The organism is Streptococcus sp. STR1/CE/0325, assembly GCF_055386095.1.
Window position 1 is genome coordinate 1,511,189 of record NZ_AP045018.1, and the last position, 25,026, is coordinate 1,536,214.

Sequence of the window (25,026 nt, forward strand, 5' to 3'; positions counted from 1 at the left end):
AAATCGTGTTTCCTTTTATTATATCACATTTTAGGACATTCTTTTTTAAGAAAAATTTTAAAAAACAAGAAAAAGCCTTGCAAAATAAGTTGCTTTATTTTATAATTTAACCATGCTTAATTTTAAAAGAAACTGAATTGATTTGCGAAAGGATTTTACTATGACCACTTCATCTCAATCCTCCAAATTTTATGCCAATGGCCCCTCTTTAGAAGAAATCCATCAAACCATCGAGGTCCCTGAAGGCAAAGGATTTTGGAAGACCCTCCTTGCCTACTCTGGACCAGGCGCCCTAGTGGCTGTCGGCTACATGGACCCCGGCAACTGGTCCACCTCTATCACAGGTGGGCAAAATTTTCAATACTTGCTCATCTCTGTGATTTTGATGTCCAGCCTGATTGCCATGCTACTTCAGTACATGTCGGCTAAGCTGGGCATTGTCTATCAGATGGACTTAGCACAGGCCATCCGCGCCAATACCAGTAAACCGCTCAACATCATGCTGTGGATTTTGACCGAGCTTGCCATCATGGCAACAGACATTGCAGAAGTCATCGGAGGAGCTATCGCTCTCTACCTGCTCTTTCATATCCCACTGACTGTAGCGGTCTTTATTACCGTCTTCGATGTCTTTTTACTGCTTTTTTTGACCAAGCTAGGCTTTCGCAAGATTGAAGGGCTAGTCGTGGCCTTGATTGCCGTTATTTTCTTAATCTTTGCCTATCAGGTTATCCTATCTGACCCCAACTGGGGGGCGGTGCTAAAAGGGATGATCCCCAATGCCGAGAGCCTTTCAACACATCACGAAGTGGCTGGCATGACGCCCCTTTCTGGCACACTTGGCATCATTGGAGCAACGGTCATGCCCCATAACCTCTACCTGCACTCCTCGCTGGTACAAAGCAGAAAGACCAACCACAAGGACCAAGCGAGCATCAAGCGAACCCTACGCTTTTTCACTTGGGATTCTAATATCCAGCTGACCGTGGCTTTCTTTGTCAACAGTCTTTTGCTCATTATGGGAGCAGCCGTTTTCAAGTCTGGTAGCGTCTCTGATCCCTCTTTCTTTGGGCTCTACGAAGCTCTCTCTAATCCTGCTACAATGAGTAATAGCGTCCTTGCTCAACTGGCTAGCACTGGTCTTTTGTCCGTTTTATTTGCCGTTGCGCTTCTTGCTTCTGGGCAAAACTCCACCATCACAGGAACCCTGACTGGGCAAATCATCATGGAAGGCTTTATCCATATCAAATTACCAAGTTGGCTCAGACGCTTGGTGACACGTCTTTTATCCGTCATTCCTGTTCTTCTGTCCATCTTTGCCACCCAGCATAGCAACAAGATTGTTGAGCATACGGCTATTAACAATCTCATGAACAACTCGCAAATCTTCCTCGCCTTTGCGCTACCTTTTTCCATCCTTCCTCTTCTCATCTTTACCAATAGCGAAGATAAAATGGGAAAAGCCTTTAAAAATAGTTGGTTGATTAAAGGGTTGGGCTGGCTATCTGTTCTAGTCCTCATTTACCTCAACTTAAAAGGACTGCCTGACCAAGTCCTCGCCTTCTTTGGCGACCATCCAAGTCCAGCACAAGAAATGCTCGCAAGAAACCTCTCTTATGGTCTCACAGCGCTCATCCTCGCAGGACTCATCTGGTGCTTGATTGAACTCTACCGCGCCAAAAAGAAAATCACAGCCTAAAATACCCCCTCCTTATAGATAAATAAGGAGGGACTTTTTCATGATAAAGACACAAAAATATTGACCCCAATCACGATCTCACCCTAAAAACAAAATGCTTATCGCTTGATTTTTCTTTCAACTTTTTGAGCAAAAGACAGCATTTTAGTGTATAATAGAGAGGTATGCTTGGGAATGAAGGAGGACTTGACGATGAAACAAATGTTTCTCTCAAATGCAATCGAATTCAAGGAAATTGATCAGTTCCAACCAGGGGCTTGGATTAACCTCGTTAACCCTTCCCAGGAAGAATCGCTAAAAATAGCGGAGCAATTTAACATCGACATCACCGATTTGCGCGCACCACTCGATGCCGAAGAAAGTTCTCGTATCGCCACAGAGGATAACTATACCCTCATCATCGTCGATGTCCCCACCCAAGAAGAACGCAACAACAAGAGCTATTACGTCACGATTCCGCTTGGCATCATCGTGACCAAACATGCCGTCATCACGACTTGCTTGGTGCCACTAGCCCTTTTTGATAATTTCTTCAATCGTAGGATTCGCAATTTCTACACCTTTATGAAGACACGCTTTGTTTTTCAGCTGCTCTATCGCAATGCCGAGCTTTTTCTAACCGCCCTACGATCTATCGATCGCCAAAGTGACAAGATTGAAGCCCAACTCGAAGATGCCACCAGAAATGCCCAGCTCATTGACATGATGGAGCTGGAGAAGTCTATCATCTATCTAAAGGCTTCTCTTAAAATCAACGAGCGAATCGTCAAAAAGCTATCCAGTCACGCATCAAGCCTTAAAAAATACCCTGAAGATGACGATCTCTTAGAAGATACCTTGATTGAGACCCAACAGGCCATTGAGATGGCGAGTATCTATGAAAACGTCCTTAATGTCATGACGGAAACATCGGCTTCCATCATTTCAAACAATCAGAACACCATCATGAAGACCTTAGCTCTCATGACTATGGCTCTCGACATTCCGACCGTGATCTTTTCTGCCTACGGGATGAACTTCAAGGACAATACCATGCCCTTTAATGACCTGCCACACGCCTTTTGGATTGTCATTCTCATGGCTGCCATTGGCAGTGCTTCTGTCTTTATTTATTTCTTTAAAAAACGCTGGTTCTAATCAAAAAGGAGAAAATACCAACCTATGCAACACTTAACCAAAAAAAACCAAGAATTTATCAACATCGCTAGCCAAACCTTAAAAAAAGCAGGCAAATCAGAAGAAGAAATCGCAGAACTGTTAAAAAATGTGATGCCTGATATTTTGGAAAATCAGAAAAAAGGCATCCCAGCCAGAAGTTTCCTCGGCGCTCCAACCGTTTGGGCAGCCAGCTTTATCGAAAATAAAGCCGCAACAGCCACCCAAAAACCAGAAAAAAACACCAATCCTTGGCTCATGTGGCTAGACAGCAGCGTCTTTTTACTTGGTATCATCACCCTAGCCAACAGTGCCATGAGCATTTTTAATCCCAAAGCCACCACGTCATCTGGTCTTTTGACCCTCTTGGTCCTAGCTGGGCTTGGCGGTCTATCTTTCTATGTGACTTACCGTTACCTCTATCGTTTTCGTGACAAGCCAAGGAGCGAACGTCCCAACATGTGGAAATCCATGGGTATTATCTTTTTAACCATGATCGTCTGGATGCTGGCTTACACCTTCTCAACCCTTCTACCAGCGGCTATTAACCCTATCCTTCCACCATTTCTTGTCCTTCTCATTTCTGCAGCTAGCTTTGCTGGGACCTACTATCTCCGTCGCAAACTCAATGTTCAAAATGCCCTGACACCAGGTCGCTAATAGCTAAAAACGTCAGTTTAACTGACGTTTTTTTGATGAGATAGCTCTTTTTACACCACCATACAAAAAAAGCTCTCGTTTCTGTACTGACCCCAAAAAGTTGGACATTTTATTTATCTAAAGGATTTAGTTCTGTACCCCACAGGACTAAGTCCTTTTAGTTTTGCTTTGATTCGTTTGTTGTTGTAGTAAAAAATGTAATCTGTGATAGCTTGCTCAAGGTCATCAAGGGATTGATAAGACTTCTCAAATCCATAAAACATTTCAGATTTGAGAATGCCAAAGAAGGACTCCATCATCCCATTATCTGGACTATTTCCCTTGCGAGACATAGAGGAACGAATTCCTTTGGTTTTCAAAAAGTGATGATAAGACTGGTGCTGGTATTGCCAGCCTTGATCGCTGTGAAGAATGGTTCCGCTATATGAATCTGCTGGAAAAACCTTCTCAAGCATGGTTTTAATCTGTTTCAAGTCAGGTGAGCGAGATAGGGTAAAATCAATAATCTCACTGTTATAGCCATCAAGAACAGGGGAGAGATAAAGTTTCCCTTCAGGTAAGGCAAACTCCGTCACATCGGTATAGCCCTTCTCGTAAGGTTTAGAGCCTTCGAATTGACGTTTAATCAGATTATCAGACTTCTTACCAACCTCACCTTTGTAAGAAGAATACTTGCGCTTACGACGAATACGAGCGGTCAAGCCTAACTCTTTCATCAAGCGCTGCACCTTTTTGTGATTGATGATAAAGCCACGATTTCGTAATTCTAAATGAATCCGACGATAGCCGTAATTACCTTTATGGTCATCATAAATAGATTGTATTTCATCCTTGATAGTTTTCTCCTTATCTGGCTTAGCCAGTCGCCTCACTTGATAGTAATAGGTGGAGCGTGGCAAATCAAGGATTTCGAGTAGCGTTTCTAGGGAAAACTGATTCGTTAATGCTTGAATGATTTCTGTTGCTCTTTGCGCTTTGCTTCGTCCCTCAAGCGGTATTCTCTCAGCTTTTTTAGCACAGCATTCTCCGCTCTAAGGTATTCATTTTCATGTTTTAGTCGTTCTAACTCTGTCATTTGGTCCAAAGTCTTTTTTGGTTTACGTCCCATCTTTGGTGGTCTCCCTCTTGATTTTTCAAGAATAGTATAACCGTTTTTCTTGTATTTGGCTATCCAATTTGGGAGCATCCCTCGATTTGGCAAGGCATAATCAAGGGAAACTGAGAGTTGAGAGCAACCATGAATCAAGACTTTATCCATTATTTCCTGCTTTAATTCGGGTGAATAATACCGATTTTTACCCTTTTCAACAATCTCAACACCATATTTATCCATGAGTTTAACCATGTACTTGAGATTGGAAGGACAGACTTCATATCGCTGACTGATCTGAGGCCATGATACACCTCTCTTTCTCAACTTGTATATACCTCGTTTATCTTCATAACTTAATTTCATAAGAAAAGCCCCCCAATCGTTAGATTTTGTGTCTAACTTTTGGGGTGCAGTTCATTTCAAACGAAGAGCTTTTTCCTATTTCCTACTGAGAAGCGGCTGGTGTTTCTTGAGGTGCTGGCGTAACGCTTGGAGCTGGTGTTTCCGTGGTACTCGGTGTCGGTTGAGCTGGCGCAGGCTGAGGTGTCACGGTTGTGGAGCTGCTGTTTGACTGAGCCGGCTGACTATAACTTGGGACACTCTCTTCAAAAGCTGGCGTTTCTACTGGTACCGATTCCTCACGGCTATAACTCTCACTACTAGCACTTCCTGTCGCTTTATGCTCTGACTTGCTACCATTGATCTTAATCTTACTATCGCCACCATATAAGGTTTCATACAAAATAGCAGTCGTTGTAATGCTATCGGTCTTAGTTGGCAAATCCAGTTCTTTTTTAATACGGTTTTGAACCTCAAGCAAATGCTCCGCTGTGACAATCTGGTAAGAGCCACCGTCATCCAAAGTCACACCCTCCCCACGCAGTTGATAGGTCTTGATATTTTCAAGGGCATCCTTATAGCCTAGGAGCTGAGGGATGGTTGAGGTTGAAATCTCCACATTAGTCTGCATATTGTTGCTGACAGCTGATAGGATGCGTTTGTAGTTACTAATGCTATCTAAGGCTAAAATCTTAGCCATCACCTTTTGGATGACCTCACGCTGACGTTTCTGGCGACCATAGTCGCCTTCTGGGTCATCATAGCGCATGCGCGAATAAACTAAGGCTTGGTCCCCATTAATCTTATGCGTTCCAGGCGCTACCGTTGAGGTATAGGCTGGCTCTTGCTCGCTGATCTGGATAGGGAAATCAAAGGAATTGGTTACGGTAATTCCGCCAACAGCATTGACCAAATCAACCAAGCCCTGCATGTTAATCTGCATGTAATAGTCGATCTTGATGTCCAGCAAATCCTCTACCGTCATGATGGCCATCTCGGCGCCACCTGAAGCATAGGCCGCATTGAGCTTGGCTTCCGCACCATCCATACTGTTATCCGATGGGCCAGAAAGCTTGATGAGAATATCCCTCTCAAGACTGGTCATGGTCGTTTTCTTGGTTTTGGGATTGACCGTCACCAAAATCATGGAGTCACTATTTCCTTGCCATTTGTCCGTTCGGTCTGCACTTCCTGTATCCACTCCCATCAAAAGGATTGAAAAAGGCTTGGTCTGCTGAATGGCCTTGCTGACCTGGCCTGAACCTTGATAATTCTTAAAGGTCTTGGCAAACTGGTTATTGGTAAAACCTGACACAGAATACAGGTAAATCAAACCAGCTGCGATGGTGGTCACAAAAAGCGCCACAATCATGAAAAAAATCTTCTTTCCAATCGTCATCTTCTTTGTTCTCACTCGTTTCTAATCCACTAACAGTCCCATATAATAGACATCTAAAAATTCACCATCTCTGGTTTTTGCACCACGCGCTCTGACCCCTTCAATCTCAAAGCCAAAGGATTCATATAAACGAAGGGCTCTTTCATTGCGTTTTTGCACCGTCAATTCTAAGCGTCTGAGCACACCACTTTTTTGCGCAAAAAGAAGGGCTTCCTCCATCAAAATGCGACCAATGCCATGTCCTTGATAAGCCGACAAAACACCGATGCAAATCTCACCAATATGATTGATTCGGTCCCTCTTTGAACTTGAGAGGTTGAGAACACCGATAATCTGCTCCCCTCTTTTTGCCACAAGACAAATCTGATTGGGCGAGTCGGCTTGTTTGGCCAAGATGTCTGCCAACTGAGCTTCTGCCATCAAAAGACCATCCTCATCAACGGTTAAAAATTCACTTTCGCTTCCAAGGTGTTGAAATAATTCCAACAACCCCTTGGCATCAGATGGTTCAGCTGGGCCTATCAAAATATCAACCTGCGCCATTTTCCTCTACCTTTCTTTGTAATTGCAAGGAACGTGGCCCCTTAGCGGATAAAGTGAGCTGTCTTCCTTCTTCTACCTTTTCAATGGTAATCTCTAAGTAATCATCCGGCAGGCTCTCAGCTAGCAGCTCTCCCCACTCAATCACGGTAACACCCTCACCAAAGAGAAAATCATCCAAATCAATGGAATCCGCATCTCCTCCAGTGCGATAGACATCTAAATGATAAAGCGGAAGCCTTCCCTCATACTCTCTCACAATGGTATAAGTAGGACTTTTAATCATCTGACCAATGCCAAGTCCCGAAGCAATCCCTTTCGTTAGGGTTGTCTTTCCCGCCCCCAAGTCACCGCTTAGAACCAGCACATCTCCTTTAGTTAAATGATGGCCAATCAACTGACCAAGAACAATCAGCTCATTTTCATTTCGACTTTGTAACATGTTCTTATTGTATCATATTCTAGAGGAGAAGACCAACACAAATTAAAAAAACGCTTGGTTTAAAAACAACCAACCGCTCTCTCATGATACAACCCTCTAAAACCGCATGGTGACAGGGTCAGAAAAGGAGAGGAGGGGATTCGAACCCCCGAGCCCCGTTAAGGACTACACGCTTTCCAAGCGTGCGCACTCGGCCTCTATGCGACCTCTCCATAACAAGGAGGAAAACCTCCTAATCTTTAAATTGCGCTTCAACTCGGTAAATCACTTGACCCTTACTTGAGAATTTTTTCTCGTATTCGGTCATCACATTACCTTCATAATCACTGGCATGAAGGTCTAACCATACCTTCTTTAATATCATACCATATTGAGAGAAAGATGACAAGCTATATTCGAATAATCCGCGATTATCTGTTTTAAAATGAATTTCTCCCCTAGGAGGTAAAATCTGTTGATAAGTCTCAAGAAAGCTCTTATAAGTCAAACGACGCTTTTCATGACGGGTCTTTGGCCAAGGATCACTAAAATTCAAATACATAAGACCCACTTCACCGTTCTCAAAATAATTGGTCAAACTAGACCCATCCACCAAAAGCAGCTTGATATTAGAAAGCCCACTTTCTAGCACCTTATCCAGCGCATAAGACAAAACAGACACTTGTATATCTATTCCGATATAGTTAATATCAGGATTTTGTGCTGCCATCCCCGTGATAAAGGCGCCCTTGCCACTTCCCACTTCAATATGGACAGGATTACTATTGCCAAAGATATCCTGCCAATAGCCTTTAGCCTTTTCTGGCTCTAAAATCACATATTCGGGGTGATTTTCTAAATGCTCCATCGCCCCTTTTCGTTTTCTCACTCGCATGCTTACTTTCTCATCATCTCTCTAAATTTTCTCAAGCCATAAATTTCCTGATTGGCATGTTCCATATCTCGGTTATCAAAACAGCGCAAAATCTGTGCCAAATAAGAAAATTGACCATACCAGTACAATTTACTCATGACTTTTTCATTAATCTTATATCCATAATAACTCAACCAGTCTTCCCAAAAGACTCTTGGAATGTAGTGGCTTAGTATCTGCGCCACATCATACATCCGGTCGGTCAAACGCACCGTGTCCCAGTCCACCAGATAAATCACCCCTGTCGTCGTAATCACCCAGTTACTGTGTCTAACGTCGCCGTGAACAATGGTCGCAAGATCTGACTTGAAGTCAGGAAGACTGCGTTTTAATTCACGAATGACTCCTTGCAAATAACTGTTTTCCAATAATTGCACAGGGGCATTCTTTTCCCAGTCCATTAAAAGATCATACGGGTTCTCAATTTTGTAGTTCAACTGCAATAATTGATTGACCAAGGCTCTTGAACGGTGCATCCGCTGAAAGGTCTGAGGAATCTGTTTACTCGTCATCTCTTGTTTGGTCAAAATTCGTCCATCCAACCATTCTTGAGCCGTCATCATATCGCCATTTCCGATACGCTTTGCCCACAAAAGAGGGGGGGCAATCTGCTCCTTAGCAAGCGCTGCTAAAATAGGAGTGGTATTCATCTTGAGAAAAACCCTCTCACCTGTTGGATAAGTCCCCATGTAGGCTTTGCCACTATTGCCACGAAGAGGCGTCAATACTAAATCTTGATCAGTTGCGGCCATACGGCATCTCCTTCTTTGTTTTTTCCTTCATACTATTTTACTTGTTTTTTAGACAGCCGTCAACCTCACTTCATCCGCCTTAATTGATAAGGCAAATAAAGATAAGCCAAAGCCAAATTTATCCCCAATAAAAGCCAAAACGACTGATGAAAAACAGCCACAAGACCTTCTACAAGCGTTAGACCTAATAAAATGACACGCAAAAAATCACGCAAATTTTGCCATTTCCATTCTGACTTTAATGGGTAGAGTTGCACCCAGACATAGTGATCAAAATGCTTCCCCAGCGCTAATAATTGAAAAATCAAGAGATAATTCCAAAGCGCAACCAATCCTTGTGCCAACAAAGGCTGATCAACAAACCATAAACTTAACAGCGCCAAAAAGACCAAACGTAAACTAATTCCAAAGTAATCACCACTTCGTAGAAAAGCTCTAGCATAAAGCATGGTCCAGGTCTTTTCCTTACGATAAGGAAATAAGCCAAGTAAACGGTCTAAATAAGCACGTCGTTTCACCTGTGAGGATAGCCCCTTAACCGTTGTAAATAAAGAGAAAAAGGTCAAAAGCCTTTCCTTGCGCTTTTTTTCATAACGAATCGCTTCATCCCAATTTAAGGAACCATCAGCCTGCCAAAAAGACCGCAACTGATAGCGTATCCAAAAAAATCTCGCTCCGACACTTAATAGACCTACCACAACTAAGCTCCAAGTCTGATAGCCCAAAGCCAGAAACAGGGGAACCAATAAGAAAAAGATAGCGAGCTGCAAAACACTAAATAACCATAAATAGCCCTGCTTGGCGCGCTTGATTTGAGCCATCACTTCCCCCTCTTTTGGCAATAGGAACTGACGATCTGCCTCTTCGAGATAAGTCGCTACGCGTCCAAAGCCAAGAGAAAAAATAAAAACCAACCAGACCAAGATATGAATCAAGACATTTTCCTTAGGAAAATGCGTCAATAACTGCTGATACTCGACCATCAAAAAGCCGACTAAAAAGATTAAAACCAAAACAAAATGATCGTTAAAGACATATCTTAAGTACTTGAGGCATTCTTGATGAAATTTTAGACGGCGTTTGTCAAATAACTCTTTCATCCCATCTCCTCTTCTTTTGTCAATGCCATATAAATATCGGTTAGACTAGCCTGAGAATCGCCAAAAGCTTGACGCATCTGACTCAAATCACCGTCCAATCGAACTTGACCTTGATGCAAAATGACGAAACGATCGCACATCTTCTCAGCCGAATCAAGAACATGGGTGCTCATCAAAATCGCCACCCCACGCTTTTTCGCTTCATCCAATAAGGCAATCAAATCATGAATAGCTAAGGGGTCTAATCCCAAAAACGGCTCATCCACAATCAAAAGACTCGGTTCAATGATGAGGGCACAGATAATCATCACCTTTTGCTTCATGCCTTTTGAAAAATTCACCGGAAACCAGTCTAACTTATCAGACAAGCGAAAAATGGATAGTAACGGCTCTGCTCTTTGAAATAAGACTTCTTTGTCTATATCATAGGCCATGCCTACTACTTCGATGTGCTCTCTTAGGGTCAATTCCTCATATAAAATCGGACTCTCTGGAATAAAGCCGATTTTCCTGCGATAGCCCTCCACATCCATAGACAAGGTCAGCCCATCTAGCTCGATTTCCCCCTCATAAGGGCGTAACAAACCAATAATCTCATTGATGGTTGTGGATTTCCCAGCCCCATTAAGCCCGATTAAACCAACTAATTCTCCTGCGTGAACCTCAAAGCTCACCCCTTTTAAAACAGGGATATTCACATATCCCCCCGTCACATTTTTAAGTTTTAACATAGGATTCTCTCTAAAATTTTGTTATACTTTAATTATATAATAAAATAAGAAAAATGAGGTGTTCCAAATGGAAAATTGTATCTTTTGTCAAATTGTAAATGGAAGTATCCCCGCTAGTAAAATCTACGAAGATGAGCACGTTCTTGCCTTTCTCGATATTACCCAAGTGACCAAAGGACACACCCTTGTTATCCCAAAAAAACATGTCAGAAATGTCCTAGAAATGGACAGCCAGACTGCACAAGAGCTCTTTAGCCATATCCCTGAGATTTCTCGCGCGCTCTTAAAAGCTACACAGGCTAATGGCCTTAACATCATCAATAACAACGAAGAAATCGCAGGTCAAACGGTCTTTCATGCACATATCCACCTGCTTCCGCGCTTTGATGAAAAAGACGGCTTAGATATCCAATTTACCACCAATCAACCTGATTTCGATGCCTTAAACACCCTATCAGAAACAATCAAAAAGGAGATCCTTTCATGAAATTAAACAAACTATTTCTCATCAGTGCCCTTGGATTCGGCTTATACCAGACTTATCGTCACCGTGAACAATTAAGCAAAACCTTCCGTACCTTAAAACAAGACGCTAGTCAAGTCCAAGAGTCCTTAGATCAAATATCTGATGCCCTTAACCGCATCCAAAGCCAAAAGCAAAACCTTACCACCATCAACCAAGACCTGTCTTATCGCTTGCGCCTCTATAACCAAGAATCACAAGCGCTTTTAGGACAAATCAAACAACAAGTCAATCAACTAGAAAACCATCTCCCTACTTCTCAATAACAAAATAATCCCTATCAACATCTGATAGGGATTTTAGATTGAGTCTATCATAACTTTAGAACTTATATCACCAACGTCCTCAAACTTCCTTCTTCCAACACTAAACGCGAAACCACAAACAAACTCACCTAAGATGTCAAACTCCGAGCCTTTTGATTCTACAACTTCAAAAAAGAGAAAACCAAAAAAAGAGAGAACGCATTTGGTTCTCCCTCCTTGCTCATCATAGATCAGCCATGGAAAATAAAAAAAGCCTTGCTTACCAAGGCCTTCCTCTACTCCGCCAGTAGTTAAAAGTACGTTAAATTGAGTTAAATAGAAAAATAAGAAAGTGATTAAATCAAGATTTTGTTATCTTCTCCCTCATACGAAATTTTAAAAAGTTGACCAAAAGTTGACCAACTACTAAAAAACGCCGTATAGGGACTATAAAAAATAGCTTGGTCAGCAAAAATAGTTGACCAAGTTTTCTATTTTGTATCAGTAATTTTCTACAAAATTCAAAATATCTTTATATATTTTAGACCTATTATCAATAATTATTTTTTCATCTATGCTCAAAATAATAACTAATGCAATGTTTTAATAGCAGTTTTCTCCTCTTCTCATATCTGTAACAAATTTTGTGGTATAATAATATTAGCTTATAAGGAGGTATACTATGACACTTGATGTAAATAAAGAAAAATTAACTATTCTTGGCGTTCCATTTGATAATTTTTTAGACTTTGATGCTGTTTGGTACGCTATTGGTTCATCAATGATTGAAAATTATGAACCTTCCGTACAAGATGTCATTGATTTAAAAAGCTATGTTATTAGCAAACGAAAGGAAATGACTATTGGTTAAAAATCGCTACGATGATTATACCTATATTGACCTTGAACAGCAATATACCTATCCACATTCTAAAGTCCTAATCAATAAACTAAATATTACCAATCCCGAAGAAGCCTTTCGTAAGGAACATTCATTGGTAACAAGACGACTTACAGATTTACGATTAACAGCGATTGAAGTTCATTCTATCAGAGATATTTTATCTATACACAAATATCTATTTCAAGACGTCTATACTTGGGCAGGACAATACCGCAAAGTCAATATTTCAAAAAGTGGTAATCCTTTTATGTCAATCCAATCATTTAGCACAGCAGAAACTTACATTAACCATCTCATTCATTCTTACTATCAATCTGCCAACTCAAAAGACGACATTATCAAATATTTAGCAAAAATTCTTGATAATCTTAATTATTTTCACCCTTTTCGTGAAGGAAATGGACGAACTCAAAGAGAAGTGATTCGTTCATTAGCCTTATCAAAAGGATACTCCGCACAAATACGAATAGAACAAAATGATGAGATTTACAATCTCTATATGGATGGCACTGTCTACGGGAATATAGAAAAGTTAGAAAAATTGTTCGCTAAAATTTTAATCAAAATTGACTTTTTTGAGAAATAAAGATACAATAGGTATAGAAAAAGGCAGTTGCGCTAACAACTACCTTATGTAGAACCCGTTTAAGACGGTGGCTTAGTTTTAATTGTAAAAAAACAATCGTCTCACTTCAGCCAAAGTTATCGACGGTTGTTTTTGTTTTCCATATAGCTGACTAAAGCAATAACTGCTGTGATAATTGATACAAGCAAACTACCAAAAGCAATCATCAACCCTAGAGCTTCTGCTACAGTCAACAGGCTACTCCTTTCTAATTGGATTTTATCACCTACTTTCATAGGCATCACCACCCTTTCAGAAATTAGAGCCACCGTCTTTACTTTTCTACCTATCTATTGTATCACAAAAAGCTCCTTGAAAACTATCAAGGAGCTAATTTTAAATCTGTTTTCTATTAGGTCTACCAGCTAAAAGTTCTGGAATATTCAAAGCTTCTAAATCACTCTTAGATAATTCCTCAACATTATCAAGAGCAAACCAAGACATCTCATCAATCTTTTCATCATTCCAAATAGATGGTACGATATAGCCTTGAGGAATAGGTCTTTTCATATCTTTATTACTATAATTGACAGGGATACCTTTCAAACCTTTTTCAAATTTTGACGTCACTAAGATAATCTCATCTTTAGTCTCTTTACCACTTTTTTCTGTACTATACTTATCAGCAGAATGTAAATCTGTTGTATATAGCACTTTATTTCCATTTGCTTGAGCATGAAGGAGATGAATATCTAATACTGTTTCTGGGCTTAATCCTTTAGATTCAGCTAGTTTATGTACTTCTTTCACCATTTACCCTCTTTTCTTTTTGCGTCCGACTAAACCTAGGGTCATAAGACCTAGGGCGGTGAGTGCTAGTGAGTTTGTGTCACCTGTATTTGGTAGATGGCGTTCGCTACGTTTAGCATAGCTTTCTGTGACTGGGGTTTGCTTGTTAGTGTCTGCCATGTGTTGTGAGCGGATAGCTTTTGGTGTCAACACCCCATCAACATCACGCACCGCTACGAGTTGACCCTTATCGTTACGTACCTCTTCTACTCGTCCACCCTTAGAAATGATTTCATCCTTAGCCTTAGTAAGGGCTTCGTCCTTAAGGATAGCATCGTATTCAGCCTTAAGGGAGTTATACAAGGCAGTCGCCTCAGCAGATACCCCCTTTAGCTTTTCGAGTTTAGCTAACTCATCAGACAAACGAGTACGCAAGTCAGCGAGTTTATCATTAGAAGCCTTAAGAAGTTCTTGCAAACGAGGAACCTCAGTACCCTTCTTAGCCAACAAATCAGCCAAACGGTCATAAGCCTTACGAGAACTGTCTACTAAATCCTTATCAGATACAGCCTGTTGAGAAGCCTCAGCTACCGCTTGTTTAGCAACAGAGAGCGCATTTTCAAGTACCTTCAAAGCTTCTTGGTCATCAGCAAGTTTAGATTTAGCCACATCAAGAGCCTTTGTAGCCTGAGCCAAAGCCGCAGCATTATCAGCACTAGCTTTCTTAGCTACCGCCAAGGTATTTTCAGCCTCAGCCAAGGCAGCCTTATCACTACCCAACTTAGCCTTAGCATCCGCAAGCGCAGTTTCCAAAGCAGACACGTCAACATGACCACTTTGTACATCAGACAAGTGTTGTTGAGCTTGTTCCAAAGCCATACGAGCATCAGTATAGGTTTGTTCAGCCGTATCCTTAGCATCTTGAGCCTTAGAAAGGTTAGCTACCGCAGTATCATACCCCTCCTGAGCCTTAGCAACTTCAGCCTCATCGACAACCGTATGCTTAACCTCACGAGTCAGCGTCTTAGTACCCGTAGAACCACTACGAACTTCATAAGGATTAGCGTAAGCCTTACCACCAGATTTTACAAGGAACATTTCAGTAGATTTAATATGCGCACCATGAGAATCTAACTGAATAGCCGGAGATAAAGCAAATTCAGTTATCCCACTATCCTTCAACCCTAAAACAGACAGAGTACGTTGGAAATCTTCAGTATTAGTGCCATATAAAGCGTCAACCACTGCTTTATATACTTGAGAAAATAGTTGACCCTTAGTCAATTTATAATTATAATCTTTTGCTAACTGATTATCTAAAGTTGTATAATTACCCCCAGTACTTGAAACATAAACTTTTTCTGAAATTTTTGGAGAAAGATGTTGCAAGGTATCTGCTAATGTGGTATAATAAGTATAGCTTAAAGGACGTTTAATAGAAGTAATGTCTACATTATACAACTTATACTCATGACTACCCCCATCTCCAAAAGAACCTACCCAACGTTGAGCATTAGAAATGAAATCTACAGATTCAGGAGTAACATCAAGTAGCGGAGTACCCAACTGACTACGGATAGAGTTAATCAAAGCAGCCCCGTAAAGAGAGAGTTCTTTCAACACATCCTTTGGAATACCTTTACTAATATCGTAAACATCTGTCATTGACTTCCAACTATTATCCAACTCAGCATAACGTTTATTTAATGGGTAATCCCTTTCATTTAAACCATAAAAAGTTGGGTCATACTGGGTCTCTGAACTACCCTTTTTAATAGCCTGTTTAACCGCATCAACCGTACCCGTACCATCCGCCAAAGCCTTAATAGCTTTTAGATAGTCAGGAGAAGTTACCAAGTGAGCTTGATCAGAATCAATTTGATTTCCATATTTCTTTGGTTTACTAGGGTCTTTCAAAGGAATATTCAATTTTGAAGTTTGACCACTACCATCAGGAACCGTTTCAGTCACTGTCTCAGTAACTTCTTTACCTGCCTTAGCCGTATCTAGGGCAGTTTGAGCATCATTCTTAGCCTTAGTCGCTTCGGATACCCCATTATTGGCAACCGTAACCGCACTAGCCGCATCAGCTACGTCACCCTGAGCCTTAGCTACCAATTCTTGAGCTTTAGCAGTCGCTTCAGCTTTATTTGTTTCCGCAAGTTTAGCAGAATCTAGAGCCTTATCAGCATCAGCTACCTTTTCAGTAGAGGAATCAACAGTAGCTTTCAAATCATTAACCCTATCCTCAAGGTCAGCTACCCCATTACCACCAGAAAGCGTATCTACCAAAGTTTGAGCGTTATCTACCGCTTTTTGAGCAGTAACAACGTCAGCCTTTTTATCTTCAAGAGATTTTTCAGCCGTAGCTTGAACTGCATTAGCCAATTCTACACGTTTAGCAGATTCATCAGCATTAGACACCGCCTTATCGGCAACCTCTTTAGCTTTATCTACATCAGATTGGCTAATTTTATCATACTCAGACAACTGCATCGCCGTATCAGATACGACCTTCTCAGTAGAAGCAATCTTAGAACGAGTACCAGACACCACCGCTTCCTGAGCAGTAACATCAGTAGCCGCCTTATCAGCACTAGCCTTAGCCGTAGTAACATCAGCTTCAGTAACCTTTGGAGCCTCAGTAACAGGAGTTTTAACCTCTTCTGATACTGGAGCTTTTTCTACTACCTTAGAACCTTCAGTAACTACAGGAGATGTAGTAACATCATCAGCATATACAGACGAAGCACTAGCCACCATACCCAAAGCCGTAAGAGCTAGTACCCCTACTGCGCCGTAGGCTTTAGACTTTTTGATGGTTCCGTGGGATTTGATATTTGAGTTCTTGTTTCGCACGTATTTCAACCTCAAGTAACTCTTTAATGGTATTCTATCACATGTTATAACTCTTTGCAACCCTTTTTTTATTTTTTATCTTTAAAAAGCTACTAAAATTATAAAAGTAGAATAACACAAAGAACTTTCATGTTTTATTTTGACTTATTTTATTCTAAAATAACTTTATAGAGATATTCTATCACATATTATATACTTTTGCAACCCCTTATTGCTGTTTTCCTCCTTAAAAAGAGTTTTTTCTTAATATAGAAACAGTAAAATAGTAATAAAGGGAGAAAATATGGCAATAAGTAACTTACAAACCTATATCAGCAAGCGCATCAGACTTTTGCGACTACAAAAAGGGCTCACACAAAGCCAACTAGAAGAATTAGCAGACTTACCCCAAAAGTATATCTACAAATTGGAAAAGCAAGAACCTAATCTGAAAATTCAAACCCTAGAAAAAGTACTACTTGCTTTAGATGTTGATATAGAAGATTTTTTCGATATTACACTCAAAGAAAATAACCCACAAATTGCCTATCTCTTAGAACGTTTAAACGAACTCCCAAATACCAAACAAGAACGGCTCATCTCTCTTTTTGTCGGACTTATCAATGAAATAAACTAACGCAAAAGACTTCAGGATATACCATTCTGAAGCCTTTTTTGTTGTCTAAAAATCAGTTTTCTGATTCATCTCTTTTTGATTCAAGATAGTCATTGATAACTAGTTGTGCTTCATCTTGACTATGCCTATAACTTTTATGCTTCATCGCCACAGTAATGAGTTCACCCACATTATCTTCGTTAACTAATTCAAGAAGGTCATAATAGTAGCTATTTTCTTTTAATTTTCTGATTGCCCAAATATAATCTTGAGCAGAATTTTGGTCTAGTAATTCTTCTGTTATTGAAAGAATATCACAGACATCTAAGAGTTCTTCATATTCACTACACTCTAAATTATAGAGTTTATCTATCAAATTTTTTATACGGTTATGGTAGATATTTTCTAAACGGAATATCTTGACATTTTTTATAACTTCTTCGTCTGATGTAAACATTTTTTCCGCCAATGCTATGTTAGAAAATAGTCTATCTGAAAGTTCTTTATTCTTTAGTAAATGATACATACCATTATGAGGAGCTGCTTTGTGTTTTTTTAGCTTACTAATTTCTCTTTCTAATATTTCTACCAAAAGTTCATTTTCTTTTCTAACCGCCAAAATATCATTTATTTTGGAAATCGTTTCTGGGTCTTTTTCTTGTATTTTTTCAGATAGTTTTTCGGATAATCCATCAATAATATCATCTTCTATAATTGTTGAGAATGTTTTCTCACTAATAGGCGTATTCTTTGTCGTAAATTTTCCAAGTAGCACTTTCTCAAGTGTTCCTCTGCTTAAACGTCCTTCAAATAATTCCTCGAGATAGCTCAATTTAGAATTATACTTATTCGTTTCTCCGATACTATGCTCTTTACAATGCTCTTCATACTCATCTAATTCATCTACAAAATTCAATAAAACGCAAGCTACCCATAAGTTTTGTTCTTTCGGACTAAGTTCTTCAAAAAATTCCATAAGCTAAACTCCTTATATTTTTTCTTATATCTTAGACTATTATTTTTTATTTTGCAAGGGATAAAAATTTTTTAGGGAAAAAGAAATAACCATCTTAAAAGCCTATCATATCAAGGTTTATAAAAGTATTTATTTAGGGATACTAGCTCGTTTCTTTGCTGTATCATAGTCTTATAAAAGTTAAACACTAGCGATTTTTAACATCTCATATTTCCCACTTTGAAAAAGGAGATAATTTTAGGGAAAAAGAAATAAGTTCTCTAAAATCCCATAATATCAAGGGGTTTCATTTAAGTATTTTTTACAATAGCCTTGTGGTAGTCTATTATCATAAAGATTTAACAAAATTGAAAGGAGGTGATTCCAATGTACTAAGAAAAGTTCGACAATAAGAGGAAGTTAAGTCTCCCCACTTTACTTCTTCTTTGAAAAGGTAGGGGGAATAGAAAGGTAAAGACGATGTTTACACAGTCAACTCTTGAAGGCATGCTTATTGGTGTGTCGGATTATTTAGACTATGACACACAAAACAAAATTGGTGTGTCTTTAGACTTAGGAGCACGAAATGATTCTGGTCGTTTCATCACACAATCACTGAAGATTATTGGAGCATCTCAAAAACAGTTTACTGAATACCTAGATACCAAGGTTCAGATTACGCTAACTGATTGCTCTATTTCTGCTTATGTTGTTGGAAATGGTCGAGCTGCTTTATCTATTAAAGCGGAACAGGCGGATATCGAAAGTCTAATCAGCCTCTAATCGTGTCACTTTAGGGAGGGGAAAGCCTCTCCTCCCCTTATTTTTATAAAGAAAGAAGGTATTCTATGAATATATTTATTGCATTTATCATTATTGTTATTTGTAGCTTGTCTTACCTCTATGAGGAGATAAAAAAGAAAGAAGTAAAACAAAAGCTAGAGTTGAATGGGTCTTTAATAGCCACTGATATAGAGTCTGCTTGTCATAGAGTAAGCAAAAAGGTGGGCAAAACTCTTTCTTTTGACCTAGAAGATGTCCAACTGCTCAAAGCAACAGATAAAGAGACTGCTTTTCGTTATCGTGTACCTATTTTGGTAGAAGAGGAACTTGATGGAGAAGATTTCGCTTATCTTAAAAAACTATTTCAGACTGAATTTAATAAATTAGCTAAGGCCAATTATCAGTTATACTCTAATTTTTCATCTTTAAAAATTAAGATTATCTTCACTGAGAGAACAAGCAGACGTAAGGGACTAAACTATCTTGATATTGATTTACTATTTTATTACAATCCTCAAGATTACGCTTATTTACAAGGAGGAATTAAATGATTAGAGCTGTTATGAGTAAGGAGATTTATAATAATAATAGAGGAACTATATTTCCGCTAGAGATTCCTCTAGATATTTCTAAACCACATGCTCTTATCCTGGGCGCTAGTGGCAGTGGCAAAACTTACTTTTCCACGTTGTTATTAGGTATTGCAATACAAGAAATATTCCAACGAGATAATAAAGCACCTTTGATGCTTGTCGCCGATTATAAAGGTGATTCTGATTTCGATTTCTTATCCTCGCTAAAAAGCTTTTATCGCTTCGATGCTGTTACTAAAGCTTTGGATAAAGCCATTGAGATTTTGGAAGCTCGTCAAGCTGGTACAGACAAAACCAAAAGAGCTGTACTCGTGTTTATAGATGAGTGGGGGTCTCATCTCTCAAGCCTTGACAATAAGGAAAAGAGTAAAGCTATTCAAAAGCTTTCTCGCCTCATGATGCTCGGCAGGTCGTTTAATATTCAGATAATTCTATCAAATCAACGCGGAGACGCTGAATATTTTGGAAAAATCCGAGATAATTTTGGAAGCGTTATTGTATTAGGGACATTTTCCAAAGAGACAGCTCAAATGTTCTTCAGTGAAGACAAAGAGTTGATAACACTCTCGAATCCACGAGGTGAAGGGTATTTGAAGGTTGCTGGCAAACCTACCCGTAGCATCATTGTTCCTTCTCCTAGAGAGGAAATCTTGCAAAATCTTAAAGAGTGGATACTGTATGCAGTAGAAGAGACTTCCATTATTATGTGAGCCTGTTGTCTGACGTAGCTCGCCTAAGGCGGGGCGAAGGATAAGACTTACAGGCTCGCCAGCTTTAGCTGGCTATCGTCTGGGGTAGGGTAATTACCCAGGTCCGACTTCCCCCTTTTTGTTACAATTTTAAAGAGGTATATACCAATGACACATGAACTAACTTCACTAGCTATTCCTCATAGAACACTCCATCTAGGTGTAGACGAAATTACAGCTGTTGTTCAGCCCACAGAAGACACTATCGGAGACGACTTCCCATCTTCTGATGTTTGGGCAGGCATAGCGGAGCTTATGATAGACAACATTGCTGACAAGCTTTCCTTGCCCCTATTATTTGGAGATAGAATAGAGGAGAACACTGCTCCTCAAGGATATACAGTTGCTTACAGCTTTGAAAATCTCCCCTATTACTTCCGTATTGCTTATCATAACAAAATGGTTAACATGGGAATTATCATCAAATTCTCAGCTAGTAGTCTTGACTATTACAAAACCTGCTATAAAGAACTATTCAATGAAACAATCAATGTCCAGAATATTGTTCAAGGGCTTAATGAACCTTACTGGGATTTCCATCTCACTCGGATTGATTTAGTTGCAGATTACTTCAATACGGATTATTCAGTCGAAGATATTTACCATAAAGTGAAAAATAGAGACTATGTCGTGGTTAATTCTAAGCTACGTAAAAATATCTCTGCAATTTCTGCCATTGAACGTAATAGACAAGCAAAAACAATCACCATTGGTTCAAGAAAAAAAGGTTCTCAATCGTATTTAAAAATCTATGATAAGTATGAGGAACAATCTGAACAGAACGGACGATATAGCCATTTACTTAATGATATAGATTCATGGATACGTTTTGAAGCAACCTATAAAGGTAATTACGCTAGGCAAATCACTGAGCATCTGATGGATATTTCAAGTTCGGAAGAGTTACAAGATTATATCGCCTCTAAAATCTTAGAAAAATATACCTTTATTGATATTACTAAGAATGATATGACTAGCTTCTCGAAAGAATTATATTATTCTTCACAGTTTACATCTCCTTTAGAGTCTTTAAGCAGTCGCAATAATAGACTTGAAAATTCTATCCACTATATCATGAAGGGGTCAGGCTTCTTTCCATTACTTTATAAAATAGATGACATTTGGGGCGAAGGAACAAGCGTTTATGCTTTAACTCGTCTCTTAAAGGAATACAAGCATAATTTCAATCCTAACAAGGATACCAAGTATTGGATAAATAAAAACAGGCTCGAACTTCAAAAACTAAACTTTGAGGAATACCTAGAATCCATTATTGAATTATTCTATACAAAAACAGCCTCTTCTGACAACCAATCCGCCAAGAGTGCGTCAGAAGAAGACTAGAAAATAAGAGATAAGGCTAGCTTGAAAAGAACCGCTTATAATGGACAGTATAAAAAAGTTATATACTGTTCATATAAGGAGGTTCTTTTTTTATGGCTAAAAAAGGAAGCAAGTTCACCAAATATCCACCCGAGTTCAAATTACAGGTAGTGGAAGACTACCTCAGTGGAAAGAGCGGAGGGATGCCTTCTATTGTCAAAAAATATGGGTTAAAATCAGACAACCAAGTTTTGACTTGGACAAGAAAATACCGAGAAGACCCTACTTTACTCTCCCAAGATTTACGAGGTAGGAAGTCCACTGGTCGTCCCAAGACAAGGAATATAGAGGAGATGACCCTAGAGGAACAGAATGCTTATCTACGAATGGAGAATGCAATTTTAAAGACCTTAAGGACTCTCCTCAATCCGTGAGAAGAGTCCACCTCTATCAAGTCGTGGAGCAGTTGAAAGATCGTTACTCAGTCTCCTCTTTATGTGCCTATTTGGGCTTTCCTAGGTCTTCCTACTACCTTTGGTTGAGCAAGGGGAGACCAATCTATAAGCAGTTTGATGCGAACTTAGCCCAAAAGATTACAGCTATCTTCCATGACACTCAAAAAGGCTATCGCTTCATCTCTTATCAACTGAGAAGACACTATCAACTTTATCCTAACCCTAAAACTGTCTTGCGCTATATGCGTATTCTTGGTCATCGGTCTCCGATTCGGAAGAAGCGGTACCAATCCTGCACGCAACGAGAGATAAATGAAAAGGCAAGACACGTCCACTACAACATGCTTGCCCGAAACTTTAAAGCAGAACGCCCTCTCCAAAAACTGACGACAGATGTTAGCTACGTTTACCACAAACAAGGGAGGATGTTCTTAAGTGTCATAAAAGATTGTTATGACAATTCCATTTTAGCCTATACGCTATCAGATTTCAATGATAACAAGTTAGTTTTTGACAATATAGATCAGGTCTTTCACGATTCTTGGGATTCAACCAAAGTCTGTGTTCTTCATTCTGACCAAGGTTTTCAATATACCAATCAACAGTATCTCCGAAAATTAGATCAATACGGTGTGACCATTTCTCATTCTGGCAAGGGAAATTGTTATGATAATGCGGCATGCGAGAATTTCTTTTCCCACTTGAAGAGTGAATCCTTGAGACTATTTCCACCTGAGGATAGGGAAGCCCTCGTCCAACAAATCAGGGAATACATCGACTGGTATAATTGCCACAGACCACAAGAAAAATTAAAAGGTATGACTCCCTTAGAATTTAGGGAAGCATACCTTCTAAAAAACTAACTTTTTTAACTGTCCATTTTATCTGGGGCTTGACAGCTTATCCCTAGCCTTATTATCTCATTTTATATTCTAAAAAGAAAGAGAGAAATCCAATGATGAATGAACTTAAAATTAATTTAGGTGATATCACAGTCCAAATACCCGATACGCATGTTATTGTGTCCAAAGATGAATACGATTCACTGCAAAAAAAAGCCTCTCTAGGGCATTATATGAGCTTACAAGAGGTTCTTGACCTTTTATCCGTTTCTCGTCCTTGGCTGATAGAAAATGTACTCTATCGTCAAGATATTAGAGATAAAATCGATATTGACCGTAATTCTAACGGATTTGTCAAATATCCCTATAACCAAGGAGGACGTTATTATTTTTTAGCTAGTAAAACAAAACAATTTTTTGAGGAAAATTTTGCCTCATTATTTACAAATGATTAAAAACATGATACGATAACCAAGACAAAATCTTGGTTATCACTTTTTAGAAAGAGGTAATCAATGGCTATTTCATACAGAAAAAGAGGTAAACAAAATTTATGGGACTACCGCGTCTTTGATAATAACAAAAAAGTGGTAGCATCTAAATCAGGATTCAGAACCAAAAAAGAGGCAGAAATCGAAGCCTTGCAAATTGAGATAAAATTACTACAAGGTCATATTATAGATAAACGTGTTAGTCTCTATGCGCTTTGGAAAGAATGGTTTGAACTTCAAATACTTCCCCAAAATAAAAAAGAATCCACTCTTTATAGACATCATAAGCGTGGACAACTCATCAAAGAATTTTTTGGAGATATGCCTTTAACAAATATCAAGGCAAACCGCTACCAACATTTTATCAATGAATTTGCTAAGACTAATGGTAAAGACAATGTTGGGCGATTAAATTCTGAAGTCAAAAAAGTTTTAACTTTTGCCAAACAAAATCAACTGGATTTTCATGATTTTACTTTAGGTGTTCAAATTACAGGTCTTCCTCCTAAGAAAAAGGAAGAAGAAAAGTATATCCATAGTAAAGCAGACTATATTCGCTTTATTAACTATCTAAAAGAAGATTTTCAATATCCTAAATGTGTTATTTCTGCATTACTCTATGTTCAAATTCATACAGGGATGCGTTTTGGTGAAGTCTTAGGATTAACTTGGGATTGTATTTCTTGGAAAAATCAAACTATCAAAACCTACAGACGATATGATAGCATGAGACGAACATGGACAGAAGCTAAAACAGACACATCTGTTCGCACTATTCCTGTCAATGCAGAACTGATTACATTTCTAAAATTGCTTAGAACGAAACAAGAAAAATTAAAACTTGAGAATCCAGACAACATAATTTTTATTAGCCCAGAGTATGGGATTCCTTATAACAGTACGGTAAACAAACACCTACAAAGTATTCTCAAAACATTAGATATCTTCCCCACTAACATGACTGCTACTGGTATCAGACACACTTATGCAAGTATAATGTTAGCAGAAGGTATCGATATTTGGGCACTCTCAAAAATTATGGGACATAAGGATATTACCCAAATTACAGAAACCTACGGACATCTCATTCATGAAAAGTCCGAAGCGGAGTCTAACAAAATCAGAGCTTTATTGACTAGCTTAAAATAAGTCAAAAAATGGTTGACCAAAAGTTGACCAAAACACGAAAAAACCTTGATATACCAAGGTTTTCATACTCCGCCAGTAGGACTCGAACCTACGACATCATGATTAACAGTCATGCGCTACTACCAACTGAGCTATGGCGGATTAACGCTAAGCAACGACCATATCTCACAGGGGGCAACCCCCAACTACTTCCGGCGCTCTAGGGCTTAACTGCTGTGTTCGGCATGGGTACAGGTGTATCCCCTAGGCTATCATCACTTAACTCTCTAAGTCGCTTAATCGACTCAAAATTGAATACCTTATCATTATAACAACTTCTAAACCAACTGTCAATACTTCTTAAATTGTATTCGAACTAAAAAGCTAGTGATTTAGATAAACCG

At 39.2% G+C, this 25,026-nt stretch carries 28 protein-coding genes, 2 tRNA genes and 1 rRNA gene; 16 read left to right on the plus strand and 15 right to left on the minus strand.

The genetic code is table 11. From position 1 onward, the window contains the following. Positions 1-160: 160 nt before the first annotated feature. The 3 genes from ACZ49W_RS07300 to ACZ49W_RS07310 all read left to right on the plus strand — a co-directional run bounded on the left by ACZ49W_RS07300 (position 161) and on the right by ACZ49W_RS07310 (position 3,514). Positions 161-1,699, plus strand: coding sequence for an Nramp family divalent metal transporter (locus ACZ49W_RS07300; protein WP_464814657.1), 1,539 nt, complete (start codon positions 161-163; stop codon positions 1,697-1,699). A gap of 192 nt (positions 1,700-1,891) precedes the next feature. Next, positions 1,892-2,836 (plus strand): magnesium transporter CorA family protein, encoded by a 945-nt coding sequence (locus tag ACZ49W_RS07305; RefSeq protein WP_464814658.1) that lies wholly within the window; start codon positions 1,892-1,894, stop codon positions 2,834-2,836. Between the two features lie 24 nt (positions 2,837-2,860). After that, positions 2,861-3,514, plus strand: coding sequence for a DUF1129 domain-containing protein (locus ACZ49W_RS07310; protein WP_464814659.1), 654 nt, complete (start codon positions 2,861-2,863; stop codon positions 3,512-3,514). A 113-nt stretch (positions 3,515-3,627) separates the two neighbouring features. Here the strand turns inward: ACZ49W_RS07310 and ACZ49W_RS07315 are convergent. From ACZ49W_RS07315 to ACZ49W_RS07355, 9 genes are all read right to left on the minus strand, one after another. After that, positions 3,628-4,970, minus strand: a protein-coding gene (locus ACZ49W_RS07315; protein WP_464814660.1) for an IS3 family transposase whose coding sequence is annotated in 2 segments (ribosomal slippage) — positions 3,628-4,520 and positions 4,520-4,970 — 1,344 coding nt in all. Because the reading frame shifts where the segments join, the coding sequence is not laid out codon by codon here. Positions 4,971-5,052: 82 nt separating this feature from the next. Then, complete coding sequence (gene lytR, locus ACZ49W_RS07320) at positions 5,053-6,345, minus strand: glycopolymer--peptidoglycan transferase LytR (protein WP_464814661.1); 1,293 nt, start codon at positions 6,343-6,345, stop codon at positions 5,053-5,055. A gap of 21 nt (positions 6,346-6,366) precedes the next feature. Continuing rightward, positions 6,367-6,888, minus strand: a complete 522-nt coding sequence (locus ACZ49W_RS07325) for a GNAT family N-acetyltransferase (RefSeq protein WP_464814662.1) — start codon at positions 6,886-6,888, stop codon at positions 6,367-6,369. Next, positions 6,875-7,327, minus strand: coding sequence for a tRNA (adenosine(37)-N6)-threonylcarbamoyltransferase complex ATPase subunit type 1 TsaE (gene tsaE, locus ACZ49W_RS07330; RefSeq protein ID WP_464814663.1), 453 nt, complete (start codon positions 7,325-7,327; stop codon positions 6,875-6,877). Before tsaE ends, ACZ49W_RS07325 begins: the two co-directional genes overlap by 14 nt. 125 nt (positions 7,328-7,452) lie before the next feature. After that, positions 7,453-7,539: transfer RNA gene (locus ACZ49W_RS07335), tRNA-Ser, on the minus strand. A gap of 20 nt (positions 7,540-7,559) precedes the next feature. Next, the gene (trmB, locus tag ACZ49W_RS07340; RefSeq protein ID WP_464814664.1) at positions 7,560-8,201 is read right to left on the minus strand and encodes a tRNA (guanosine(46)-N7)-methyltransferase TrmB; all 642 of its coding nucleotides are present in this window, start codon (positions 8,199-8,201) and stop codon (positions 7,560-7,562) included. 2 nt (positions 8,202-8,203) lie between these two features. Next, a complete protein-coding gene (ccrZ, locus tag ACZ49W_RS07345) occupies positions 8,204-8,992 on the minus strand; it encodes a cell cycle regulator CcrZ (protein WP_464814665.1) in 789 nt (262 codons plus the stop codon). Positions 8,993-9,057: 65 nt separating this feature from the next. Continuing rightward, positions 9,058-10,092 (minus strand): ABC transporter permease, encoded by a 1,035-nt coding sequence (locus ACZ49W_RS07350; RefSeq protein WP_464814666.1) that lies wholly within the window; start codon positions 10,090-10,092, stop codon positions 9,058-9,060. After that, positions 10,089-10,823, minus strand: a complete 735-nt coding sequence (locus tag ACZ49W_RS07355) for an ABC transporter ATP-binding protein (protein WP_464814667.1) — start codon at positions 10,821-10,823, stop codon at positions 10,089-10,091. The genes ACZ49W_RS07350 and ACZ49W_RS07355 overlap by 4 nt, the downstream gene beginning before the upstream one ends. A gap of 67 nt (positions 10,824-10,890) precedes the next feature. On the opposite strand from ACZ49W_RS07355, the gene ACZ49W_RS07360 reads away from it, so the two are divergent. The 4 genes from ACZ49W_RS07360 to ACZ49W_RS07375 all read left to right on the plus strand — a co-directional run bounded on the left by ACZ49W_RS07360 (position 10,891) and on the right by ACZ49W_RS07375 (position 13,081). Then, complete coding sequence (locus ACZ49W_RS07360; RefSeq protein WP_464814668.1) at positions 10,891-11,310, plus strand: HIT family protein; 420 nt, start codon at positions 10,891-10,893, stop codon at positions 11,308-11,310. Then, entirely contained in the window at positions 11,307-11,612 is a 306-nt protein-coding gene (locus ACZ49W_RS07365; protein ID WP_464814669.1) for a hypothetical protein, read from the plus strand. The genes ACZ49W_RS07360 and ACZ49W_RS07365 overlap by 4 nt, the downstream gene beginning before the upstream one ends. A 661-nt stretch (positions 11,613-12,273) precedes the next feature. Then, positions 12,274-12,462: a hypothetical protein gene (locus ACZ49W_RS07370; protein ID WP_464814670.1), complete on the plus strand. Its 189-nt coding sequence runs from the start codon at positions 12,274-12,276 to the stop codon at positions 12,460-12,462. Further along, positions 12,455-13,081 carry a Fic/DOC family protein gene (locus ACZ49W_RS07375; protein WP_464814671.1) on the plus strand — a complete coding sequence of 209 codons (627 nt, stop codon included), beginning with the start codon at positions 12,455-12,457 and terminating at the stop codon, positions 13,079-13,081. Before ACZ49W_RS07370 ends, ACZ49W_RS07375 begins: the two co-directional genes overlap by 8 nt. 116 nt (positions 13,082-13,197) lie before the next feature. Here the strand turns inward: ACZ49W_RS07375 and ACZ49W_RS07380 are convergent, their stop codons facing one another. The 3 genes from ACZ49W_RS07380 to ACZ49W_RS07390 form a co-directional block, all read right to left on the minus strand. Continuing rightward, positions 13,198-13,356: a putative holin-like toxin gene (locus tag ACZ49W_RS07380; protein WP_464814672.1), complete on the minus strand. Its 159-nt coding sequence runs from the start codon at positions 13,354-13,356 to the stop codon at positions 13,198-13,200. A 100-nt stretch (positions 13,357-13,456) separates the two neighbouring features. Beyond that, a complete protein-coding gene (locus ACZ49W_RS07385) occupies positions 13,457-13,873 on the minus strand; it encodes a hypothetical protein (protein WP_464814673.1) in 417 nt (138 codons plus the stop codon). Beyond that, the gene (locus tag ACZ49W_RS07390) at positions 13,874-16,708 is read right to left on the minus strand and encodes an LPXTG cell wall anchor domain-containing protein (RefSeq protein WP_464814674.1); all 2,835 of its coding nucleotides are present in this window, start codon (positions 16,706-16,708) and stop codon (positions 13,874-13,876) included. Positions 16,709-16,991: 283 nt separating this feature from the next. Between ACZ49W_RS07390 and ACZ49W_RS07395 the strand changes: the two genes are divergently transcribed. Continuing rightward, positions 16,992-17,324, plus strand: a complete 333-nt coding sequence (locus ACZ49W_RS07395; protein ID WP_464814675.1) for a helix-turn-helix domain-containing protein — start codon at positions 16,992-16,994, stop codon at positions 17,322-17,324. Positions 17,325-17,376: 52 nt separating this feature from the next. On the opposite strand, the gene ACZ49W_RS07400 is transcribed toward ACZ49W_RS07395, so the two are convergent. Next, the gene (locus tag ACZ49W_RS07400) at positions 17,377-18,279 is read right to left on the minus strand and encodes a hypothetical protein (RefSeq protein WP_464814676.1); all 903 of its coding nucleotides are present in this window, start codon (positions 18,277-18,279) and stop codon (positions 17,377-17,379) included. A gap of 459 nt (positions 18,280-18,738) precedes the next feature. On the opposite strand from ACZ49W_RS07400, the gene ACZ49W_RS07405 reads away from it, so the two are divergent. The 8 genes from ACZ49W_RS07405 to ACZ49W_RS07440 all read left to right on the plus strand — a co-directional run bounded on the left by ACZ49W_RS07405 (position 18,739) and on the right by ACZ49W_RS07440 (position 24,643). Beyond that, positions 18,739-19,041, plus strand: a complete 303-nt coding sequence (locus ACZ49W_RS07405) for a hypothetical protein (RefSeq protein ID WP_464814677.1) — start codon at positions 18,739-18,741, stop codon at positions 19,039-19,041. 65 nt (positions 19,042-19,106) lie between these two features. Continuing rightward, positions 19,107-19,592 (plus strand): hypothetical protein, encoded by a 486-nt coding sequence (locus tag ACZ49W_RS07410; protein ID WP_464814678.1) that lies wholly within the window; start codon positions 19,107-19,109, stop codon positions 19,590-19,592. Further along, a complete protein-coding gene (locus ACZ49W_RS07415; RefSeq protein ID WP_464814679.1) occupies positions 19,589-20,344 on the plus strand; it encodes a type IV secretory system conjugative DNA transfer family protein in 756 nt (251 codons plus the stop codon). Before ACZ49W_RS07410 ends, ACZ49W_RS07415 begins: the two co-directional genes overlap by 4 nt. A 147-nt stretch (positions 20,345-20,491) precedes the next feature. After that, positions 20,492-21,727 carry a replication initiation factor domain-containing protein gene (locus tag ACZ49W_RS07420; protein WP_464814680.1) on the plus strand — a complete coding sequence of 412 codons (1,236 nt, stop codon included), beginning with the start codon at positions 20,492-20,494 and terminating at the stop codon, positions 21,725-21,727. A 92-nt stretch (positions 21,728-21,819) separates the two neighbouring features. Then, positions 21,820-22,140, plus strand: coding sequence for a transposase (locus ACZ49W_RS07425; protein ID WP_464813867.1), 321 nt, complete (start codon positions 21,820-21,822; stop codon positions 22,138-22,140). Beyond that, positions 22,137-23,024: an IS3 family transposase gene (locus tag ACZ49W_RS07430; RefSeq protein WP_464813868.1), complete on the plus strand. Its 888-nt coding sequence runs from the start codon at positions 22,137-22,139 to the stop codon at positions 23,022-23,024. Before ACZ49W_RS07425 ends, ACZ49W_RS07430 begins: the two co-directional genes overlap by 4 nt. A 95-nt stretch (positions 23,025-23,119) precedes the next feature. Continuing rightward, positions 23,120-23,458 carry a DUF771 domain-containing protein gene (locus tag ACZ49W_RS07435; RefSeq protein ID WP_464814975.1) on the plus strand — a complete coding sequence of 113 codons (339 nt, stop codon included), beginning with the start codon at positions 23,120-23,122 and terminating at the stop codon, positions 23,456-23,458. A gap of 60 nt (positions 23,459-23,518) precedes the next feature. Further along, the gene (locus ACZ49W_RS07440; RefSeq protein WP_464814681.1) at positions 23,519-24,643 is read left to right on the plus strand and encodes a tyrosine-type recombinase/integrase; all 1,125 of its coding nucleotides are present in this window, start codon (positions 23,519-23,521) and stop codon (positions 24,641-24,643) included. A 67-nt stretch (positions 24,644-24,710) separates the two neighbouring features. Here ACZ49W_RS07440 and ACZ49W_RS07445 read toward each other — a convergent pair. Then, positions 24,711-24,784 (minus strand) — tRNA-Asn (locus ACZ49W_RS07445). Between the two features lie 5 nt (positions 24,785-24,789). Then, positions 24,790-24,905 (minus strand): 5S ribosomal RNA (gene rrf / locus ACZ49W_RS07450). Positions 24,906-25,026 lie beyond the last annotated feature (121 nt).

What these genes read in the sequence shown, in the direction of transcription:
- ACZ49W_RS07300 (WP_464814657.1), top strand. Translation starts at nt 161, where the DNA reads ATGACCACTTCATCTCAATCCTCCAAATTTTATGCCAATGGCCCCTCT.
- ACZ49W_RS07305 (WP_464814658.1), top strand. Translation starts at nt 1,892, where the DNA reads ATGAAACAAATGTTTCTCTCAAATGCAATCGAATTCAAGGAAATTGAT.
- ACZ49W_RS07310 (WP_464814659.1), top strand. Translation starts at nt 2,861, where the DNA reads ATGCAACACTTAACCAAAAAAAACCAAGAATTTATCAACATCGCTAGC.
- lytR (WP_464814661.1), bottom strand. Translation starts at nt 6,345, where the DNA reads ATGACGATTGGAAAGAAGATTTTTTTCATGATTGTGGCGCTTTTTGTG.
- ACZ49W_RS07325 (WP_464814662.1), bottom strand. Translation starts at nt 6,888, where the DNA reads ATGGCGCAGGTTGATATTTTGATAGGCCCAGCTGAACCATCTGATGCC.
- tsaE (WP_464814663.1), bottom strand. Translation starts at nt 7,327, where the DNA reads ATGTTACAAAGTCGAAATGAAAATGAGCTGATTGTTCTTGGTCAGTTG.
- trmB (WP_464814664.1), bottom strand. Translation starts at nt 8,201, where the DNA reads ATGCGAGTGAGAAAACGAAAAGGGGCGATGGAGCATTTAGAAAATCAC.
- ccrZ (WP_464814665.1), bottom strand. Translation starts at nt 8,992, where the DNA reads ATGGCCGCAACTGATCAAGATTTAGTATTGACGCCTCTTCGTGGCAAT.
- ACZ49W_RS07350 (WP_464814666.1), bottom strand. Translation starts at nt 10,092, where the DNA reads ATGAAAGAGTTATTTGACAAACGCCGTCTAAAATTTCATCAAGAATGC.
- ACZ49W_RS07355 (WP_464814667.1), bottom strand. Translation starts at nt 10,823, where the DNA reads ATGTTAAAACTTAAAAATGTGACGGGGGGATATGTGAATATCCCTGTT.
- ACZ49W_RS07360 (WP_464814668.1), top strand. Translation starts at nt 10,891, where the DNA reads ATGGAAAATTGTATCTTTTGTCAAATTGTAAATGGAAGTATCCCCGCT.
- ACZ49W_RS07365 (WP_464814669.1), top strand. Translation starts at nt 11,307, where the DNA reads ATGAAATTAAACAAACTATTTCTCATCAGTGCCCTTGGATTCGGCTTA.
- ACZ49W_RS07370 (WP_464814670.1), top strand. Translation starts at nt 12,274, where the DNA reads ATGACACTTGATGTAAATAAAGAAAAATTAACTATTCTTGGCGTTCCA.
- ACZ49W_RS07380 (WP_464814672.1), bottom strand. Translation starts at nt 13,356, where the DNA reads ATGAAAGTAGGTGATAAAATCCAATTAGAAAGGAGTAGCCTGTTGACT.
- ACZ49W_RS07385 (WP_464814673.1), bottom strand. Translation starts at nt 13,873, where the DNA reads ATGGTGAAAGAAGTACATAAACTAGCTGAATCTAAAGGATTAAGCCCA.
- ACZ49W_RS07395 (WP_464814675.1), top strand. Translation starts at nt 16,992, where the DNA reads ATGGCAATAAGTAACTTACAAACCTATATCAGCAAGCGCATCAGACTT.
- ACZ49W_RS07400 (WP_464814676.1), bottom strand. Translation starts at nt 18,279, where the DNA reads ATGGAATTTTTTGAAGAACTTAGTCCGAAAGAACAAAACTTATGGGTA.
- ACZ49W_RS07405 (WP_464814677.1), top strand. Translation starts at nt 18,739, where the DNA reads ATGTTTACACAGTCAACTCTTGAAGGCATGCTTATTGGTGTGTCGGAT.
- ACZ49W_RS07410 (WP_464814678.1), top strand. Translation starts at nt 19,107, where the DNA reads ATGAATATATTTATTGCATTTATCATTATTGTTATTTGTAGCTTGTCT.
- ACZ49W_RS07415 (WP_464814679.1), top strand. Translation starts at nt 19,589, where the DNA reads ATGATTAGAGCTGTTATGAGTAAGGAGATTTATAATAATAATAGAGGA.
- ACZ49W_RS07420 (WP_464814680.1), top strand. Translation starts at nt 20,492, where the DNA reads ATGACACATGAACTAACTTCACTAGCTATTCCTCATAGAACACTCCAT.
- ACZ49W_RS07425 (WP_464813867.1), top strand. Translation starts at nt 21,820, where the DNA reads ATGGCTAAAAAAGGAAGCAAGTTCACCAAATATCCACCCGAGTTCAAA.
- ACZ49W_RS07435 (WP_464814975.1), top strand. Translation starts at nt 23,120, where the DNA reads ATGAATGAACTTAAAATTAATTTAGGTGATATCACAGTCCAAATACCC.
- ACZ49W_RS07440 (WP_464814681.1), top strand. Translation starts at nt 23,519, where the DNA reads ATGGCTATTTCATACAGAAAAAGAGGTAAACAAAATTTATGGGACTAC.